Origin of the sequence: Kitasatospora sp. NPDC048722, from assembly GCF_040650235.1 — a bacterium.
Lineage (GTDB): Bacteria > Actinomycetota > Actinomycetes > Streptomycetales > Streptomycetaceae > Kitasatospora.
This window is the reverse complement of the sequence record NZ_JBEZGX010000103.1, coordinates 1-16755: the sequence shown is the minus strand read 5'-3', so window position 1 is coordinate 16755 and position 16755 is coordinate 1. Positions and strand designations below refer to the sequence as shown.

Sequence of the window (16755 nt, the reverse complement as noted above, 5' to 3'; positions counted from 1 at the left end):
CAGTCCCGTCGCCGTCCTGCACCTGCCTGGCTTCGGAACTCCACTGCCGGACCGAACTGCGAACCTCTGTCCAACAACCCCGGCCAGTTCGTGTCTGGCCGGTATCGCCGACTGCTGTCTACGAGAGAAACGTTAGGCCCACCCGCGGGCAATGTCTACTCCGGCGCGCATAGATTTTGCGGCGCCCGCGAATGAGGTACTCTCCCGCTGCGCGGCGGCGGCAACCCCCCGAGCCGCCGCCGCGCGCCCCGACGGACGAAGCCACACCGCGCAGGGAGGCGGGAATGGAGGAGCTGGTGCCCGCAGCGCCGGAGGCGGCCCGGAACGGACAGGCGGACCTGATCGAGGCGATCACCGAGGCCGTGCACGACGGCGACGACCGCACCGTCCGCCGGCTGCTGGCCCGCTTCGCCGAACTGGCCACCATCGCCGACCTGTACGCCCTGCGCGACGCCCTCGACACCGCCCGCCCATCCGGCAACCGCAGGCAGAGCTGACCCCTGGCCTACCGGCTTCTCGCGGACCTGCCCGGCCAGGCTGGCTTTCAGGTCGATCCTGCGCCCGGCGCCGTGGCCGCTGCATGCGCGCCCGCCCCCGGCGGCCGGCCCCGGCAACGGGGCCGATGCCCGCCCGGTGGGTGAACTCCGGCACCGTGCCGGTGAGCATGCTGCCGAGGACGGCCGGAACAGCGCGCAGGACACGCACGGCCTCCTCGTGGGTGCTTGCAGCGGCCGAGGGTGCGGACCTGGTGGAGAAGGAGGCAGCACCGGGGCATGGCGGTGGCCTTCCGGGGCGGGGCCGGCCGGGCGGCTGTGGCGGCGCGGACGGGTTCACGGGCGGTGGCCGGACTGGGGCCGGCCGAACAGGAGGTCGTAGCCGGGCGGCAGCTGGAGCAGGACACGCTCGGTCAGATCGTCGCCGGCCGCGTCGGCCGCGGTGGACAGGACGGCGCCGATGTCCCACAGGGCCGTGGCTTCGGTGGCGTCTTCGATCCAGGCCGCGGTGGCGCGCACGAAGCGCTCGGGGCTGAGCGGTTCGGCGGCCTGCAGCGGGTTGAGGAGGATCAGGGCCATGGTTTCCGGCAGGCGGGCGGCCAGTTCGGCGCGCACGTCGCCGACCAGGTGGGCACCCAGCAGGGCCAGGACGACCCTGGCGGCCCGCTCGGCCTCCTGCGGGGTGGCGTACTCACCGCGCTCCCGGACCTCCTCCAGGAACGCCTCCCATCGAAGAGTCATCGCGGTTCTCCTTCCGTCCCGGCCTGCCAGGTACGCCGCCCGGGTGACGGATCAGGGCTCGACGGCCAGGCGCCGGTGCAGACCGGTGAGCTTGAGCAGCCGGACCACGCAGCGCCCGGCCCCGCGCAGGACCAGACGCCTGCCGCTGCGGTCGGCCTGGTTGCGGGCCCGGACCAGGGCGCCCAGGCCGGCGCAGTCCATGAACGTCACTTCCGACAGATCCAGTACCACCTCCCGGTGCGACTCGAGCGCGGCGGCCAGGGCACGGCGCAGCGAGGGCGCGGTGTCGAAATCGATCTCGCCGCGCGCCCGCACCACGAAGGGTTCGTCGACCTGGGCGTTCATGGCATTGCCCCGTGTCCGCGGTCGGGGCGGCCCGGGGAGGGCGGCCGGCGGGTGGGGGTGTTCCGGCCGCCCCTTCGAGGGGGGAGAGATCAGGGGCGGCGCGGAACGGTTCATGGCGAGAAGAGGGATGGGGAGAAGAGGGGTCAGGCCTGGATCTGCTTGCGGTCGCCGCTGTGGCTGATGGCGATCTTGCGGGGTTTGGCCTTCTCGGCGACCGGGATCTTCAGGGTCAGCACGCCGGCGTCGTAGTCGGCGCTGATCCCCTGCGTGTCGAGGGTGTCGGACAGCATGACCTGGCGGGAGAACACGCCGAGCGGGCGCTCGGTCAGCTCCCACTTCACGCCCTCGCCCTCCTGGCGCGGACGGCGTTCGGCCTTGACGGTCACCATGTTCCGCTCGACGTCGATGTCGATCGCCTCCGGGTCCACCCCCGGGAGGTCGAAGCAGATCACGTACTCGTCACCGGCGCGGTAGGCGTCCAGCGGCATCGGGGTCGGCCGCGACCAGGTGCCGGTCGTGGTGAGGAACTGCTGGGTCAGCCGGTCCAGCTCGCGGAACGGGTCGGTGCGCAGCAGCATCGCGAAACACCTCCAGGTGGTTGGGCTATGGGAGCCAGTGCGCTTCACCTGAATCCGTTCTAACATGTCGTCCATCCGATGACAAACACCCGAGTCGCCAAAGGAGTGACACCTGTGGGAAAGCGGTCCGACCCGCCCGCCACCGACAGCGGCCCGCCGACGAGACCGGCGTCCTTCCTCGCCGCCGCCGCCGCGCTCGCCGCCATCGACGACGCCGTCCAAACCGCCCAGAACTCCGCACCCCGGCCCCCGGACGCCCCTGATGCGCAGGGCCCCGAGCAGGCCCTGGCCGCCCTGGTGCTGCTGCGCGAGTTGCGCACCCAGCTCGCCGGCTGGGAAGCCGGCCTGGTGGAAACCGCCCGTGAAGCCGGCGCCACCTGGGCCGACCTCGCCCACCCCATGGGCGTCGCCAGCCGCCAGGCCGCCGAGAACCGCTACCTGCGCCTGCGCCCGACCGACAGCACCTCGGCCGACGCGGAGACCGGAGCGGAGCGGGTCAAAGCGGTGCGCGACCGGCGGGCCGCCGAGCGCGCGGTCACTTCCTGGGCCCGCGATCACGCGGCCGACCTGCGCGTGCTGGCCGCCCGGGTCACCGCCGCGCCCGGCCTCACCGCCCGGGCCCGTCCCGCGCTGTCCGACCTCACCGCCGCCCTCGGCGCGCCCGACCCGGCCGGCCTGATAGCGCCCCTGGCGGCGATGCGACCCCACGTCGCCGCCCATCCGGACCTCGCCGCCCGCCTCGACGACCTCACCGACCGCACCGCCCGACTCCGCCATGACAGCGACCAACGACGCACCTGACCCCCACACCACGGCCACGGCCGAGGAGCGCTGGCAGCACATCGAAGACCGGCTCGCCGACATCGAACGGCGCATCCGCGAACACGGCACCGCCGCCCTCGCCACCATCGACGCGTGCCTGGGCAGACTCGACGCCCTGCGCCACGACCTCGCCCACCGGCCCTGGCCCCCGCAGGCCTTCCCCGCACCCGTGGCCCCTCCAGGCTTCCCACCGCCGCCGGAGCAAGCCCCCGCCACCGGGAGCCCGCCCGCAACGGCCGGCCACTGGCACACAGCGGCCGCCCCGGAACCGCGGCACGGCTCGGCCGGCCGACACGACACCGCCGTCCGGGCCCCGGCGTGACAGGACGGGGAGCCACCACGCCGAGCTGGCGGTACGGCGCCGACGGTGGTCCGCTCCCCCTTGTGTCGCCGGTCCCCGCAGTGCGGTGCTCTCGGACGCGGAATGTCGGGCACAGCCGCGCAGTGTCGTCGTGCGGCCCGGACCGCGGCACGCCGTGGCGGTGGTCCCCGCGGAGAAAGGCGGGGACCACCGCCACGGCGCCGAAGATCAGTCCTTGAAGGCGTCCTTGACCTTCTCTCCCGCCTGCTTCACATCAGCCTTGGCCTGGTCGGCCTTGCCTTCGGCCTCCAGACGCTCGTTGTCGGTCACCTTCCCGGCGCCCTCCTTGACCGCGCCCTTGGCCTTCTCGGCAGTGTTCTTGATCTTGTCGCTGGCACTCATCCGGACCTCCGGTTGGTCGAAGCTGTCGGCACACCGCCTGCCCCGGCCCGCCCGGAAGATTCCCCCGAATATGTACCGCGGGCCGGGGCAGGCGGACCGCCGACACCGACCGTGGAGGTAGAGATGGTTCCCCTTCTTCTTGTTCTGCTGCTGGCCCTGCTCCTCTTCGGCGCGGGCTTCGCACTGAAGGCCCTGTGGTGGGTGGCCGTCGTGGTCCTGGTGGTGTGGCTGCTCGGATTCGTGGCTCGCGGTACCGGCGCGTCCGGTAGCCGCGGCCGCTGGTACCGCTGGTAGGCGACCAGGCGACACGGCCCGAACGAACGAGACAACGGGGTGGGGACCGCTCGGCGCGGTCCCCACCCCAACTGCTGCCCACGCTGTGTTTCTCAGGCGCCGGCGCCGCCATCCACCGGCACGATCGCTCCGGTCACCATGGAGGCCCGGTCGCTGAGCAGCCAAGCGGCCGCCTCGGCGACCTCTCGGGGCTCGGCCATCCGGCCGAGCGGGGTGGCCGCGTTGATCGCCTCGACGATGCCGGGGGATGCCGCCTCCCATGCCTCGATCATGTCCGTGGCGGTGCCGCCGGGGGTGATGCCATTGACCCTGATCCCCTGTCGCCCCCAGGTCACGGCGGCGGTCTCGGTGATGCTGTTGAGCGCGCGCTTCATCGCGCCATAGGCGGGCAGAGCCGGGTTCGCACGGCGGCTGCCGATGCTGGAGGTGTTCACGATCGCCCCGCCACCGTTCCGTCGCATGAGCGCGGCTTCGGCCGTCATGGCGGTCCAGTGCGCCCGGAAGTTGACTGCGAACTGCTCCTCGATGTCCTCGTCGCCGGTCGTCTCCAGCGGGCCGGGCCGCTGGGGCGCTGCGCCGTTGTTGAACGCGCCGTCGAGCCGGCCGTGCAGATCCTCGACGCGGTCGAGCGCGGCACGGATGCTCGCGCGGTCGGCGAGGTCCACGGTCACGGCATCCGCGATGCCGTCGTCGGCGCGGATCTCGGTGACGATCCGTTGGAGGGCGTCGGCGCTGCGGGCGGCGAGCACGACGGCGGCGCCCTCGCGGGCGAAGAGCCGGGCCGCAGCCGCCCCGATGCCGCGGCTGGCGCCGGTGATGAACACGACCTTGCCGGCGAGCAGGCCGCTGGGTGTGGTGTCAGTGGTATTCGTCATGACCGCAGTGTCGGATCGGCCTCCCCACCGGATACAGGCACAGGCGGTACCAGGATCCGCCGACGCACAGCGTGCAGACTCGGGGTATGGACAAACAGGAGCTCGGAGCGTTCCTTCGTAGCCGTCGCGAGCGGCTCCGCCCGCAGGACCTCGGCCTCCCTTGCGGACCGCGACGCCGGACACCGGGTCTTCGCCGCGAGGAGGTCGCGGTCCTCGCGCACATCTCCACGGAGTACTACGTCAGGCTCGAACAGGGCAGGGCACCGCGCCCGTCGAGCGAGGTCCTCGCTGGGATCGCGGGGGCGCTGCGGCTCACGGACGGCGAGTCCGATCACCTCCACGTCCTCGCCGGCACCGCGCCGAGCCGTCACGGACTGCACCGGCGCGACGTGCGCCCGAGCATCCTCGCGCTCCTCGAACGGCTGCCGCACACGGCCGCGTTCGTGATGTCCGCCGCGTTCGAGGTGCTCGCGTGGAACGACCTGGCGGGCGCGCTCATGGAGGACTTCGCCGAACTCGCCCCACCGGACCGCAATCTCGCGCGCCGGGCATTCCTCGGCCCGACGCGACCCGACACGAGGCCGTACGGAGTCTCCGACGCCGCCGAGTTCCGCCACCACGTCGCGATGGGGCTGCGATCCACCCTCGCCCACTACCCGTCCGATCCGGCGGTGACCGGACTGGTCGACGAACTGCGCAGCGCCAGCCCGGAGTTCGCCCGGCTCTGGGAGCAGCGCGATGTCCAGGCCGCGCCGATGCTCACGAAGACCTTCCGTCATCCGGTCGTCGGGGAGATCACCGTCGACTGCGACTCGCTCACGCTCACGGACCGCGACCAGTACCTCGTGCTCTACAGCGCGCCGCCGGAATCTCCTGATGCCGAGGCTCTGGCCTTCCTGAACGTGCTCGGAGCCGCGAGCGTCGACTCGGGTGGGTCGCTCTGAGAAACCGGACACGCCGGGCTCTTCCTCCGGAATCGTCGATCACGGCGAATCTGTGGTGGCCGGCTGCGGATGGCTCCACCGGCGCGGAATCGGCGCCCTTGCGCTGAGCGACTGGACAGTAGTCAGCGCGGCAGTCACACGGACGTCGTCGCTCACCGGCAGATCAGGCGACGGAACCTGAGACAGCGGCAGCGAGGGACGGGACGGGACACTGATCGCCGCTTCGCGTCGCCGAGCGTGACGTCCGTGACGGTGCGTCATTCGCAGAGATGACCGGGTGTGCGAGTCCGCATCCGGGCGCCGACCCCGGCTCGGGCCGGGCGGGCAGTGGGGCCGATTGCCCTCCCCGGTGTGCTTGTTCCGCGCCCGCCGGGGCAGTCGTCCACCGGGCGTCCGCCGGGACGCGCGGACATGCCAACCGAAGGGTGGTGCCTGGTGACGGCTACGGCGGGGAGAGCGCCGGTGGAAGGCGAGAGGGTGCCGGGCCGGGTGCCGGAGCGCTTCGGCTACCGCGTGAAGCGGCTGCTGCTGGGGCCGCCGCTGGTGACCGCGCAGCTGCGGGACGAGAAGCTGTCCAATCCGGCGGCTCTGGGTGTCCTCTCGCCGGACTGCATCAGTTCCAGTGCGTACGGCACCGAGCAGATGCTGGCCCAGCTGATCCCGGTGGCGGGTGTGGCGGGTTTCGCCCTGGTGATGCCGGTGACCGGGGTCATCCTGGCGCTGCTGGTCCTGCTCACGCTGTCCTACCGCGACGTGGTGATGACGTACACCCGTGCGGGCGGTTCGTACGTCGTGGCGAGGGAGAACTTCGGTCCGCGCGTCGCGCAGGTCGCGGCGGTGGCGCTGCTGATCGACTACGTCGTGACGGTGGCGGTGCAGGCTGCGGCGGGGACGGACGCGGTCGCCTCCATGCTGCAACTGCTGTTCCACACCGACCTCGGGGCGGACAAACTGTGGCTGACCCTGAGCGTGGTGTGCCTGCTGTGCTACGGCAACCTGCGGGGCATCCGGGAGGCCGGCCGGGCGTTCTCGGTGCCGACCTACCTGTTCGTCCTCGCCGCGGGCCTGACCGTGGTCGTGGGCCTGGTCCGGCTGGCCGCAGGCACCCTGCCGCGCCTGACCGATGCGGACCTGCACGCCGCCGGGGCGGTGCCCGTCGGTGCCCCGGGCGAGGGTCTGCTGATGGGCGCCTCGCTGTTCGTCCTGATGCGGGCCTTCGCCAACGGCGGCTCCTCACTCACCGGCCTGGAGGCCATCTCCAACGGTGTCGGCGCCTTCCGGAAACCGCAGGGCGTCAACGCCCGCCGCACCCTGGTGGTCATGAGCGCCACCCTCGGCACACTGGTCCTCGGCATCTCCACGCTCGCCTGGCAGACCCACGCGATCCCCTACACCTCCGGCAGCCCCACCGTGCTGGCCCAGGAGGCGCACCTGGTGTTCGGTCAGAGCGGCTTCGGCCAGGCCATGTTCACCCTGGTCCAAGTGGCCACCGCGCTGATCCTCTACACCGGGGCGAACACCTCGTTCAACGGCTTCCCGTTCCTGGCCAGCTTCGTAGCCGACGACGCGTTCCTGCCCCGCCGGCTCACCCTGCGAGGCCACCGCCTCGCCTTCTCCAACGGCATCCTGGTGCTCACCGCCGTGTCACTGGGCCTGCTGATCGTCACCCGCGGCAACGTCACCCGCCTCGTCTCCCTCTACGCCATCGGCGTCTTCACCGGCTTCGTCATGGCCACCGCCGGCCTCGCGAGGTACCACTGGCGACGCCAGGACAAGCACCGCACGCTCAAGACCGCCGTCAACGCCGCCGCCGCGGCCGCCTCTGCCGCCGTGGTCGTCATCTTCGCCGTCACCAAGTTCACCGAGGGCGCCTGGGCCGTGGTCGTCGTCTTCCCGATCGGCGTGTGGGCCCTCATCCGCACCAACGAGCGCTACCGCGCGGAAAGCGCCGCCCTGAACGCCGCGCCCGCCACGGCGACCACCGCCACCCGATCGCGCAACGTCGTCCTGATCCTCGTCGACCGCCTCGACCTCGCCGTCATCACCACCCTGCGCTACGCCCACACCCTGCGGCCCGCCCACCTGCGGGCCGTCCACGTCGCCCTCGACACCACCCACGCCGAGCACCTTCGACGCACGTGGGCCGCCCATCGCGCCGCGGACGTACCGCTCGACCTCGTCGACTGCCCGGACCGGCGGCTGCACCGCGCCATCGCCGACCTCGCCTCGCGGGTGAGCGCCGACGGCCGCACGGAGGTCACCCTGCTGATCCCGCGCCGCGCCTACGGCCCGATCGTGGGACGCCTGCTGCACGCCCGAAGCGGCGACGCGATCGCACACGCCGTCAGCCGGCTCCCGCACGTCGCCGCCACCATCGTGCCCTTCGACGTCTCCGCAGCCATCAGAGAACACCAGCGCCAGGGACACAGCCGTGCTCAGGGCAGGGGGCCGACGGAAGACCTGCCGGGCCCCTGCGTACCGCCCGTGAAGAGCTCCGGCGACGTGCCCGCTGCGTCCACTTCCCGTCGCACCTGAGCTCGTGCCCCGGCCTGCCGGCACCAGCCGTCGCCCCGCGGTCGTCCCGCACCCGGCGCCGGCACGCCGGCCACCAGAGCCTCCGGCAGCGAGCCGACGGCCGTCCTCGGCACCGCCCCCGGAACTCTGCCTCCGGGGGGTAGACCCGGCGCTGCCGCACCTCCTCGCGTGAGGTCTGTGTGCGACGCCCGGATATGGGTAGTTGCCGTTTGGCCGCCACCGCCGCCGTGGCGGCCCGCCAGGCGGCCTCGGCCAGGGCTGTCCCGCGGGTGCGACACCCATCCACGTTGGACATCACCACCACTGCCTCGTACCTGGTTCCGACACCGGCACCGCCCCCGGCCATGCGTCACGTGGCAGCCCCTACCGCTTCCCCCCGGCCACGGGTCAAGATCGAACGGCAGACAGTCAGGAGTGCTTGTCAAAGGTCAGCGGGGCGGCGCACGCCCCGGGAACACAGGCCACGAGGACGACGAGCAGGACGACGGTGCGACGGGACGGCGACAAGGCGGTCGAGCGTGTTACGTCCCATTCCGGTGTGTCGTCTCCGGTGGCTCCAAGACCTGTTCCACTCGGGCGTGGAACGTGCGCCAGTGCCGCTCGTTGTCGTTCACAAGGCCCGCCGAGTCACTCAGCATGTCCGCAGCGCGGGAAGCCAGTTCGGCGGCAGAGTACAAGAGTTGCGGGCTGACCCTCGCACCGTTCAGGTCTGCCCGCAGTGCCTTCGGGCCGAAGTCGACCCGTTCAAGGATCTCCACCGCGCGCTGCAGCAGCCGGCCCGCGCCGGCGCTCAGGTGGGCCGCTTGCCAGTCGTTGCTGATGATCCGGTGGCGCTCGCCGAGAAGGGAGGCGAACTCGGTGTAGTCGAGAAGGGCTGCGGCTGCGTCCCAGGCCCCTTGCATCGCCGTCGCGAGCCAGTCCGAGATGGAGTGGAGATCCTCCGACCTGCGCAGGAGATCGCGCTTGATCTCGCGGATCTCGGCGGGCTCTCCCTCACCTTCCATGAAGAGCACGCCTCTCAACTGCAAGGCCACCCCGGACGTCAGGTCCTCCGCGCCCTCGTACGGGTTCAACGGCGTGGGAACTGCCGGTGACGTGCCGGACCACTTGTCGGCGAGCGCCAGGAGCGAGCGGACATCACGCTGAATCGCGACGGCCTGCTCACGCGGGGCCACGGCGTAGAACTCCTCGTGTTCACGGTGGAACCTGGTCAGGTTCGCCATGGTCTTGAGCATCGCTTCAGGTGGAGGGCGAGGAGGCTCGTTCACACATCCATCGTCGCCCTCGCAGCCGGATCCCGCGCGTGGTTCGCGCGGCACCTGGAGGGGTCTTCGGACCACCGACTCCGTTGCCCTGGCCCAGCATCCCGGTCGGCCGGAACGCGCACGGTGCGGGCGTGGGGATCTTCTGGTCCGACGTCGACGGCTGAGGGCTGTTCCGCCACCGGGTGTGTCCCTGGTCCTCCAGCCCGGGGCCGGCCTTGACCCGCTGCAGGTAGGAGGGGCCTTCGGCCTTCTTCTTCGGGTGCGTGAACCGCCGACCGCCCTGCCGACCGGGCCCGTGCCGGCGGCGGTGGACTCGACGGTGACGGTGAGGGCACGCGGCCGGCTCCCCGCCGCCGCCGTGCAGGGAGGTGCCGAAGGGGTCGGTGACGTTGCCGGGAGGCGTCTGCACGGACGCCGGTCCGCCGCATGCGTGCTGGTGCCCCTTCAGTGCCATGTGTAATGTCACACACCATGATGCGGACTTCTCGTACAACCAGCCGGGCGCCCAAGGGCGCACTCGCCCTCCTCGGCACCGTCACCGCCCTCGCCGCCCTGCTCGGGCCCGGCGCCGGCCCGGCCGGCGCCGACAGCGGATGCCGCCCCGACGTCACGGTGACACCGGACCAGGAACAGGCCAGGCTGTCGGACCCCCGTACCGCAGCGCTCGTGGACGGTGGCGGGTTCGGCGACTTCGTGCGCCGCTTCCCCGCCGCCCTGTGCACCGCCCGCACCGCCGCCGACGCGCAGCAGCTGATCCGGGACTGGGGCAGGGCCCTGTGGACGTCGGCCGTCGACCGCGCCCAGGACCGGCGCCCCTCAGGCACGCTGCCGGCCCAGGACGACCGGCCGCTGTACTGGACCCGGGTGGCGATGACCCTCCGACTCGCGCAGTGGCAGCCCGGGTTCCCGGTCGACCGCGCCGCCCTGCGCCGCGGCCTCGAGGACGCCTCCCGGGGCCTGGCCGACAACGACTTCCGCGGCACCCAGGGCGTGCGCCGGTACTTCGTCAGCGGCTTCGACCCCTTCGGCCTGGACTCCGAACTCCGCGGGGCCAACCCCTCCGGCTCGGCCGCCCTGCAACTCGACGGCCGCCAGGTCACCCTGGCCGACGGCAGCCGGGCCGAGATCCGCACGGTCGTCCTCCCGGTCCGCTACGCGGACTTCGACCAGGGGGTCGTGGACCGCGCCTTCGCCCCGCGCCTGGGCGCCGGCCCGCGCGCGGCCGACCTGATCACCACGGTCAGCCAGGGCTACCCCGGCCTGTTCACCCTGGAGGCCTGGGCCGGCCGGGCCCGCTCGGCCGATCCCTACCCCGACAACCTCGACGCCCTCGGCGGTGGCAGCCAAGACCGCCCCGCCGACCCGCCCGGCCTCGCCCCCGGCCCCGAGTTCATCGCCACCAGCCTGCCGACCGCCGCCATGACCGCCGTCCAGCAGCCCTACCCGGTCCAGCTCAACACCGACGTCACCGAGATCCCCGTCGGCGGCACCCAGCCCGTCCACCGCGAGGACGGCCCGACTCCGGGCTCACGCTCCGTCGAGGGCGGCGGCGGTGGATACCTCTCCAACGAAGTCGCCTACCGCTCCAACCTGATCCGGCTCGCCCTGTCCCCTCGGACCCCCGGCGGCCACCTGCACACACCCGTGCTCACCGGCCTGCCGGCCGACCCCGCGCAGCTGACCGCCCCTGACTTCGAGCACGCCGAGGCGGCCATCACCGGCGAGGTGCTGGACGTCCTGCGCCACACCACGAGCTGACCGAGGCCCTGCCGCGCGCTTCCCCCGGGGGCGAAGGAAGGGCTCCCGGGAGCAGCGTCGTGACGGAACGTCTCATCCCCGGGCGTCGCCGGCAGCCGCTCGGCCGGTCACCGGCCCGGACCGTACGCGGCGCAGCCAGTTCGGGACGGCCACGGGTACCGCGGCGAGCAGGAACAGGTCCGTGCACACCAGGGTGCCTGCCGCCACGGTCTTGAGGACGAACCTCGCCACGCCGGTGTCGACGAGGTCGCCGGTGGCCGGGTCCAGCGCGGCCGTCACGACCTGGCCGTCGGGGTAGACCTTGTGGGCCTCGCGTTCCTCTTCCCGGGGATGCCCCTGGAACGACCAGTGGTAGAAGCAGAGGTAGCTCGACGTAGCGTCGCCGGAGATCTCGCGGCATCCGTCGAGGGTTGCCGCGACCGGCACGGTCGGGATGTGGGCGGCCTGCCACTCGTGCGTCGCGTCCCGGGCCGCCAGCAGGCCGCTCGCCAGGGCCACGAGGAACACTGCCGCGTAGCCGGCCGCCTCGCGGCCCTCGGTGCCGTCCCTGCCCCGAAAGGGTCCGCGGTCCAGCACGAAGGCCAGGGCCCCGCCCGCGCCGGCGACGGCGAGGTAAGCCAACGCGTCCCCCCAGCCGACACCGGGTCCTCCCCACGGCCACAGCTGGAAGCCGACCGCGCACGCGAGCCCGACCGCCAGCACCACCAGGCCGGCCCACGCCAGCGCCCGGCCCGAGGACCGGGCCCGGCCTCCCCCGCCGTTCACGGTCTCCCCCCTCTCCCGCGCCGTCCTCGCCGTTGCGCCTCCTCCGTGGTGGGAGGGTGTGCCTCCCACCAGGCCATCACCTCCTCGGCGATGGCCAGTGCACCGCCGGGGGCGATCTCCTCCAGGTCGAGAAGGACCGTCCCCCAGCCACCGAGGAACACGGCCCGGGCTGCCAGCCTGCGGGCCCGGACGGGGTCCGACACCTCCACCAGGGCGGCCAGTGCGCGGGCCCGCGTCTCGCCGAGGACGATCGTGTGGGCGAGTTCCTCGGCCCGCTCCGGCTCGCCCTGCCGGGCCAATGCGCCGACGACGTCGACGAGCGCCTCGCCCCGCCCCCAGCGGTCGGGGATCGCGGGGACGAGGGCCTCGGCCCGGGCCGTCTCGCCGCGCCGGGCCAGCTCGCCGACGACGGTCATCAGCACCCGGCTGCGCGCCCAGCGGTCGGAGAGGGCGCGGGCGAGGGCCTCGGCCCGGGCCGTTTCCCCGGACCGGGCCAGCGCCTCCAGGGCGTCGGCCTTCCGCGCCGCGCGCAGGTCGGGCTCGACGATCCGGTCGGCGAGTGCCATGGCCCGCTCGGCCTGCCCGTGCCGGGCCAGCAGCAAGGTCACGGCCTCCCGCAGGTCGAAGCCGGCGTCGTGGAGGAGCAGTTCCTCGATCCGGTCGGCCACGGCGAGCGCCACCTCCCGGTCGGCGGTCTCGGCGACCTCCTCCAGCAGCTCGGGCACGAGCCTCACGTCGAAGGGCGGACACGGGCGGCGCCGGGCAAGGATCGTGAGGTACAGGGCGTCGGCGTCGGAGTCGACGTCGGTCTCCTGCGGCTCCGCCTCCGCGGAGGCGGCACGGACCAGGCTGCGCAGCACGGCGTCGAGCCGGTCCAGGTCGCCGTTGCGGGCCTCGAAGGCCAGCAGCGCGACGAGCAGCGCGCGCTGTCCGGTGCCCTTGCTCCCCTCGCACCGGACGAGGTCCTCCACCCGGTCGGCGAACGTGCCGGCCAGGACGTGGTCGCCGGCGGCGTGCGCGATCTCCATGGCCGTCAGGAGCACGCGCCCCGAATCCGCGCCGCCGCCGCGCTCGGTGGCCCTGGCGGCGTAGCCGAGCGCGGCGGGGAAGTCTCCGCCGTCCGCCACCGCCTTCGCCAGGGCGGCCCAGGCCTGCGGCCGGTTGTGCGGGTAACGGACCGTCTCCACCAGAGCGGCGGCACCCTCGTGGTCACCGGCCCGTGCCACCGCCGGGATGCGGGCGACCAGGGCGCGGTCGTGCTGCGGGCGTTCGGTCAGCGACTCGGCGAGCGCCCGCGCGCCGTCCAGGTCTCCGGCCTCGCCCGCCGTGCGCACCAGCCGGACGAGGTCCTCCTCCCGCCCTGAGCGGCCCGCGCCCGAGCGCACCAGCTCGACCGCCCGGGCGAGATGGCCGGCCCGTACGAGCGCCGCCGCCAGGCCCATGCCGGCGCCCCCGTCGGCCTCCTGGTGCGCCGCCAGCCGCAGGACCGTCAGCAGGCAGGGGACGAAACCGCTGCGCAGCAGGCCCCTGTCGGCGCTGCCCGCCGGAGCCGGGCCGAGGCGCTGGTCCCGGGCCCTCCTCACGTAGAGCCATGAGCCCAACTGGGCCAGCCCCTTCGGCATGTGCACTCCCCCTCGCCGGCGGCCGCTCCTTCGCGCCGCGCGAGGCGGCCACCGCGTGAGCCGACACGATAGTCCGACAGGCCGACATTCCGTGCGGGATATACGCGGGGCGGGGCATAGGGCGGGGCCGTCCGGTGTTCGGTCGGTCATGACCAAGATTCTGGTGATCGGCGCGACCGGCAGCGTGGGTCGGCACGTCGTGGCCTCACTGGCCGAACGCGGGCACGACGTGCGGGCGTTGGTGCGGGACGTCGCGGCGGCCGTGGTGCCCGCGGGAGTCGAGGCCGTGCAGGGCGATCTGGCCGTTCCGGAGAGCCTTGAGCATGCGCTGGGCGGCGGAGTGGAGGCCGTCTACCTGATGTGGCCGGGGATCCCGGTGCAGCCCCGGGTCGTGGAGCTGATCGCGAAGCACGCCGAGCGGGTCGTCTACCTGTCGGCGGACGTGGCCGACCTCGCGGACGACGAACCACCGGTGATCTTCCACCAGGAGATCGAGCGGCTCATCCGCGCCTCCGGCCTGCACTGGACCTTCGTCCGGGCCATCGACTTCGCGGGCAACGTGCTCGGCTGGGCCGACCAGGTGCGCCAGGGCGTCGTCCGCTGGCCGTACGGCGGGGCGCGGCGCTCCCTGGTCCACGAGCGGGACATCGCGGACGTGGTGGTCGCGGCCCTCACCGAGGAGGGGCACGACGGCGCGAAGTACGTGGTCACCGGGCCCGAATCGATCCCGCACGCCGAGCTGGCACGGATCATCGGCGAGGAGACCGGCACCGGGGTGCGCTGGGAGGAGCTCGCGCCGGAGACGGCCCGCACCCGGCTCACCGCGGCATGGGGGAACGCGGCGTTCGTCGATTCCCGGCTGCGGGCCTGGGAGTCGTTCACCCGCGAGCCGGAGCGCGTGACGGACACCGTGCACCAGGTGCTCGGCCGCCCGGCGCGCAGCTTCCGCTCGTGGGTGCGGGACCATGCGGAGGACTTCCGGTAGGCGCCGTCGTTGAACCGCCGGACGCGGCCCCGCCGCAGCCATCGGCGCCAGGATGCGCGCCTCCGGGTCCGCGTCCCGCTCGCCCGGCCCGACGACCGGCATCTCCGGCATCTTCGACACCCAGAAGGCCGGCTACGGATCGGCGTGTTCCACGCCTGCATCGACCTGGACGGCTCCACCGACGCCTGATCGCCGGGGCTGGTGTCGCAAAGCGGCAGCGCTCTCACCTCCTGTCCGTACTGCATGCCGCTGGTGTGCGCAGGGATCACATGGGCTTCCCACCCCTGGACCGCACGGAGGTGGATCCGGTCTTCCGGGTGATCTCCAAGCACCACGGGAAGTCCTGCGGGTCGGGTGTGTCCGACGGATCGGACAAGTCCGTGGTGTATCGGCCCGGCCGGGGACCCGGTCCTCGAGGCCGCGACCGGCGGGACGGGCGTGTTGCTCAGATGACCGGCAGGCTGGTGAGCAGCTGCGGGGCGGTGAGGAGGAGTGAAAGGGCGAGGGCGGTGCACGGCACGGTGAGGACGGCGGCCAGGAGGCGTGTGTGTCGTGGCAGCCGGGCCTGGAGCACGGTAACCGTGATGCAGGCCAGTACCAGTGCGAGGGGGAAGGGCTGCTGGTTCCGCCACAGGACGGGTGTGGCCAGGAAGACGGCACTTGCCGCGGCCACGGCGGCCGCCGTGCGCACGGGTGTGTTCGCGAGTGCGCCGATCACCCCCGCGACGGCCCCGCCGGCCGCGGCCAGCGCGGTGAGCCAGGCCAGGGCCGTGAAGCTCTGGACGATCCGGCCCGACAGAACGCCCGGAACGAGGAAGCCGGCCGAGGCGGTCGTCAGGCACACCGCGCCCCGGCCCGGCGCGGTCACGACACCGCGGCCGCGGCAGGCCGAGGCCGCGAGCAGTGCCCACAACGCGTACCAGGGCGCGACCGGGCGGAGGAACGGTCCCAGGCAGGTCAGCGCCAGGGAGCAGGCCCCGAGCAGGGCGAAGTGCCACAGCCTCGCGCCCGGTGGGTGTGACCGCGGGGTGACGGGGGCCGCGGGGGCACGGTGGGGCATCGTCAGATCATCCGGAAGAAGTCGGCGCGGTCGTTGGCCCGGTCGCCGACGTAGCCCATGGCCTGCCCGGGCTTCTCGACCCACAGCCGGTAGTACTTCGGGGCGACGGTGTAGTCGCCGACCTCGATCGTGTAGCCGGTGTTGTTGACCCAGGAGGAGATCTTGTCGCGGAAGTTCCAGGCTCCGAATTCGGTGACGCCGTGCCAGTTGCTCCACTTGAGCATCCGCCCGTTGCCCGGGCCCGACTGGCCGTGTTCCCGGACGCCGTTGAAGTTGCCGTTCTCGTAGAAGCAGTACCAGTCGCTGCCGGGCGTCCATCCGCGCGGGCAGCCGAACCAGTAGTCCACCCCCCGGGGCTGCTTGCCCGATGCTTCGGCCTTCAGCGAGGCCGGCACGGGGAACGTCTCGACCGCCTTGCCGCCCCGGCCGTCCTGCCACTCGACCTCGTTCACGCCCGTCCGCGTTCCCCCCGGTGTCCGGGCCAGGGCCTGCGCGATGTCCGCTTCCAGACGTGCCCTGGCCTGATCCTGGGTCATTCCCGCGTACGGGCCGCCCTCGTCGGCGGGCGCCGCTGCGGCGGACACCGGAGGTATGACGGCCGCCACCGCCGCTGCCGCCGCTCCCACCACAGCCACTCGCACCCATGTCACCACAACAAACACCCCAACATCTTCGTTCTTATACGATCTGTCTGGCGGTCCGGCACCGCCTGGTGCCGGTCATCGAATGGACGCCCCGTCAGCAGAGCCCCGCGGGCTCCGTCCTGCCACGACCCCGCCAAGCCCCCGGGATCAGGAACCCAGGGCCAGCCCCGGAGCGCATCGGCCGGGCTCCGCCCGAAGTCCTCCCGCGGCAACGGGCCCGCCACCACAGGAACCTATCCGCCTTTCGACTCGCGCGGCCCCACCCTCTCAGGGCACTTCCTGCATCATCGGGCCGGCTTCCCGCAGGTTCCTGCGGGAAGCCGGC

General features: G+C 73.0%; 18 protein-coding genes. 8 read left to right on the top strand and 10 right to left on the bottom strand.

From position 1 onward, the window contains the following. The first annotated feature begins 284 nt into the window (after positions 1-284). Positions 285-497: a hypothetical protein gene (locus AB0C76_RS39865; protein WP_359975211.1), complete on the top strand. Its 213-nt coding sequence runs from the start codon at positions 285-287 to the stop codon at positions 495-497. A 333-nt stretch (positions 498-830) separates the two neighbouring features. Here the strand turns inward: AB0C76_RS39865 and AB0C76_RS39860 are convergent, their stop codons facing one another. The 3 genes from AB0C76_RS39860 to AB0C76_RS39850 all read right to left on the bottom strand — a co-directional run bounded on the left by AB0C76_RS39860 (position 831) and on the right by AB0C76_RS39850 (position 2158). Continuing rightward, positions 831-1235: a DUF2267 domain-containing protein gene (locus tag AB0C76_RS39860; RefSeq protein ID WP_359975208.1), complete on the bottom strand. Its 405-nt coding sequence runs from the start codon at positions 1233-1235 to the stop codon at positions 831-833. A 51-nt stretch (positions 1236-1286) separates the two neighbouring features. Beyond that, entirely contained in the window at positions 1287-1580 is a 294-nt protein-coding gene (locus tag AB0C76_RS39855; RefSeq protein ID WP_359975205.1) for an STAS domain-containing protein, read from the bottom strand. A gap of 143 nt (positions 1581-1723) precedes the next feature. Further along, the gene (locus AB0C76_RS39850) at positions 1724-2158 is read right to left on the bottom strand and encodes an Hsp20/alpha crystallin family protein (protein ID WP_359975202.1); all 435 of its coding nucleotides are present in this window, start codon (positions 2156-2158) and stop codon (positions 1724-1726) included. 114 nt (positions 2159-2272) lie between these two features. Between AB0C76_RS39850 and AB0C76_RS39845 the strand changes: the two genes are divergently transcribed. Next, a complete protein-coding gene (locus AB0C76_RS39845) occupies positions 2273-2959 on the top strand; it encodes a hypothetical protein (protein ID WP_359975199.1) in 687 nt (228 codons plus the stop codon). Then, a complete protein-coding gene (locus AB0C76_RS39840) occupies positions 2934-3302 on the top strand; it encodes a hypothetical protein (protein WP_359975197.1) in 369 nt (122 codons plus the stop codon). Before AB0C76_RS39845 ends, AB0C76_RS39840 begins: the two co-directional genes overlap by 26 nt. Positions 3303-3509: 207 nt before the next feature. Here the strand turns inward: AB0C76_RS39840 and AB0C76_RS39835 are convergent, their stop codons facing one another. After that, positions 3510-3683 (bottom strand): CsbD family protein, encoded by a 174-nt coding sequence (locus tag AB0C76_RS39835; RefSeq protein ID WP_359975194.1) that lies wholly within the window; start codon positions 3681-3683, stop codon positions 3510-3512. 123 nt (positions 3684-3806) lie between these two features. Here AB0C76_RS39835 and AB0C76_RS39830 point away from each other — a divergent pair, with 123 nt between their 5' ends. Next, the gene (locus AB0C76_RS39830; RefSeq protein WP_359975191.1) at positions 3807-3977 is read left to right on the top strand and encodes a hydrophobic protein; all 171 of its coding nucleotides are present in this window, start codon (positions 3807-3809) and stop codon (positions 3975-3977) included. Positions 3978-4069: 92 nt separating this feature from the next. On the opposite strand, the gene AB0C76_RS39825 is transcribed toward AB0C76_RS39830, so the two are convergent. Next, positions 4070-4852 (bottom strand): SDR family oxidoreductase, encoded by a 783-nt coding sequence (locus AB0C76_RS39825; RefSeq protein WP_359975188.1) that lies wholly within the window; start codon positions 4850-4852, stop codon positions 4070-4072. An 86-nt stretch (positions 4853-4938) separates the two neighbouring features. On the opposite strand from AB0C76_RS39825, the gene AB0C76_RS39820 reads away from it, so the two are divergent. Together AB0C76_RS39820 and AB0C76_RS39815 are read left to right on the top strand one after the other, a co-directional pair. Next, positions 4939-5796 (top strand): helix-turn-helix transcriptional regulator, encoded by an 858-nt coding sequence (locus tag AB0C76_RS39820; protein ID WP_359975185.1) that lies wholly within the window; start codon positions 4939-4941, stop codon positions 5794-5796. A gap of 462 nt (positions 5797-6258) precedes the next feature. Then, on the top strand, positions 6259-8331 hold the full coding sequence (locus AB0C76_RS39815; RefSeq protein ID WP_359975182.1) for an APC family permease: 2073 nt from the start codon (positions 6259-6261) through the stop codon (positions 8329-8331). Between the two features lie 521 nt (positions 8332-8852). On the opposite strand, the gene AB0C76_RS39810 is transcribed toward AB0C76_RS39815, so the two are convergent. Beyond that, positions 8853-9554, bottom strand: coding sequence for a hypothetical protein (locus tag AB0C76_RS39810; RefSeq protein ID WP_359975179.1), 702 nt, complete (start codon positions 9552-9554; stop codon positions 8853-8855). A 513-nt stretch (positions 9555-10067) separates the two neighbouring features. Here AB0C76_RS39810 and AB0C76_RS39805 point away from each other — a divergent pair. Then, the gene (locus tag AB0C76_RS39805; protein WP_359975176.1) at positions 10068-11354 is read left to right on the top strand and encodes a pyroglutamyl peptidase; all 1287 of its coding nucleotides are present in this window, start codon (positions 10068-10070) and stop codon (positions 11352-11354) included. Between the two features lie 72 nt (positions 11355-11426). Here AB0C76_RS39805 and AB0C76_RS39800 read toward each other — a convergent pair whose 3' ends face one another. Both AB0C76_RS39800 and AB0C76_RS39795 read right to left on the bottom strand, forming a co-directional pair. Then, entirely contained in the window at positions 11427-12119 is a 693-nt protein-coding gene (locus AB0C76_RS39800; protein ID WP_359975173.1) for a hypothetical protein, read from the bottom strand. Next, positions 12116-13741 (bottom strand): hypothetical protein, encoded by a 1626-nt coding sequence (locus AB0C76_RS39795; RefSeq protein ID WP_359975170.1) that lies wholly within the window; start codon positions 13739-13741, stop codon positions 12116-12118. Before AB0C76_RS39795 ends, AB0C76_RS39800 begins: the two co-directional genes overlap by 4 nt. Positions 13742-13889: 148 nt before the next feature. Here AB0C76_RS39795 and AB0C76_RS39790 point away from each other — a divergent pair, with 148 nt between their 5' ends. After that, positions 13890-14726: an NmrA family NAD(P)-binding protein gene (locus AB0C76_RS39790; protein WP_359975167.1), complete on the top strand. Its 837-nt coding sequence runs from the start codon at positions 13890-13892 to the stop codon at positions 14724-14726. Between the two features lie 445 nt (positions 14727-15171). Here AB0C76_RS39790 and AB0C76_RS39785 read toward each other — a convergent pair whose 3' ends face one another. Together AB0C76_RS39785 and AB0C76_RS39780 are read right to left on the bottom strand one after the other, a co-directional pair. After that, complete coding sequence (locus AB0C76_RS39785; protein WP_359975164.1) at positions 15172-15786, bottom strand: hypothetical protein; 615 nt, start codon at positions 15784-15786, stop codon at positions 15172-15174. Between the two features lie 2 nt (positions 15787-15788). Further along, entirely contained in the window at positions 15789-16370 is a 582-nt protein-coding gene (locus AB0C76_RS39780; protein ID WP_359975161.1) for a hypothetical protein, read from the bottom strand. Between the last annotated feature and the right edge of the window lie 385 nt (positions 16371-16755).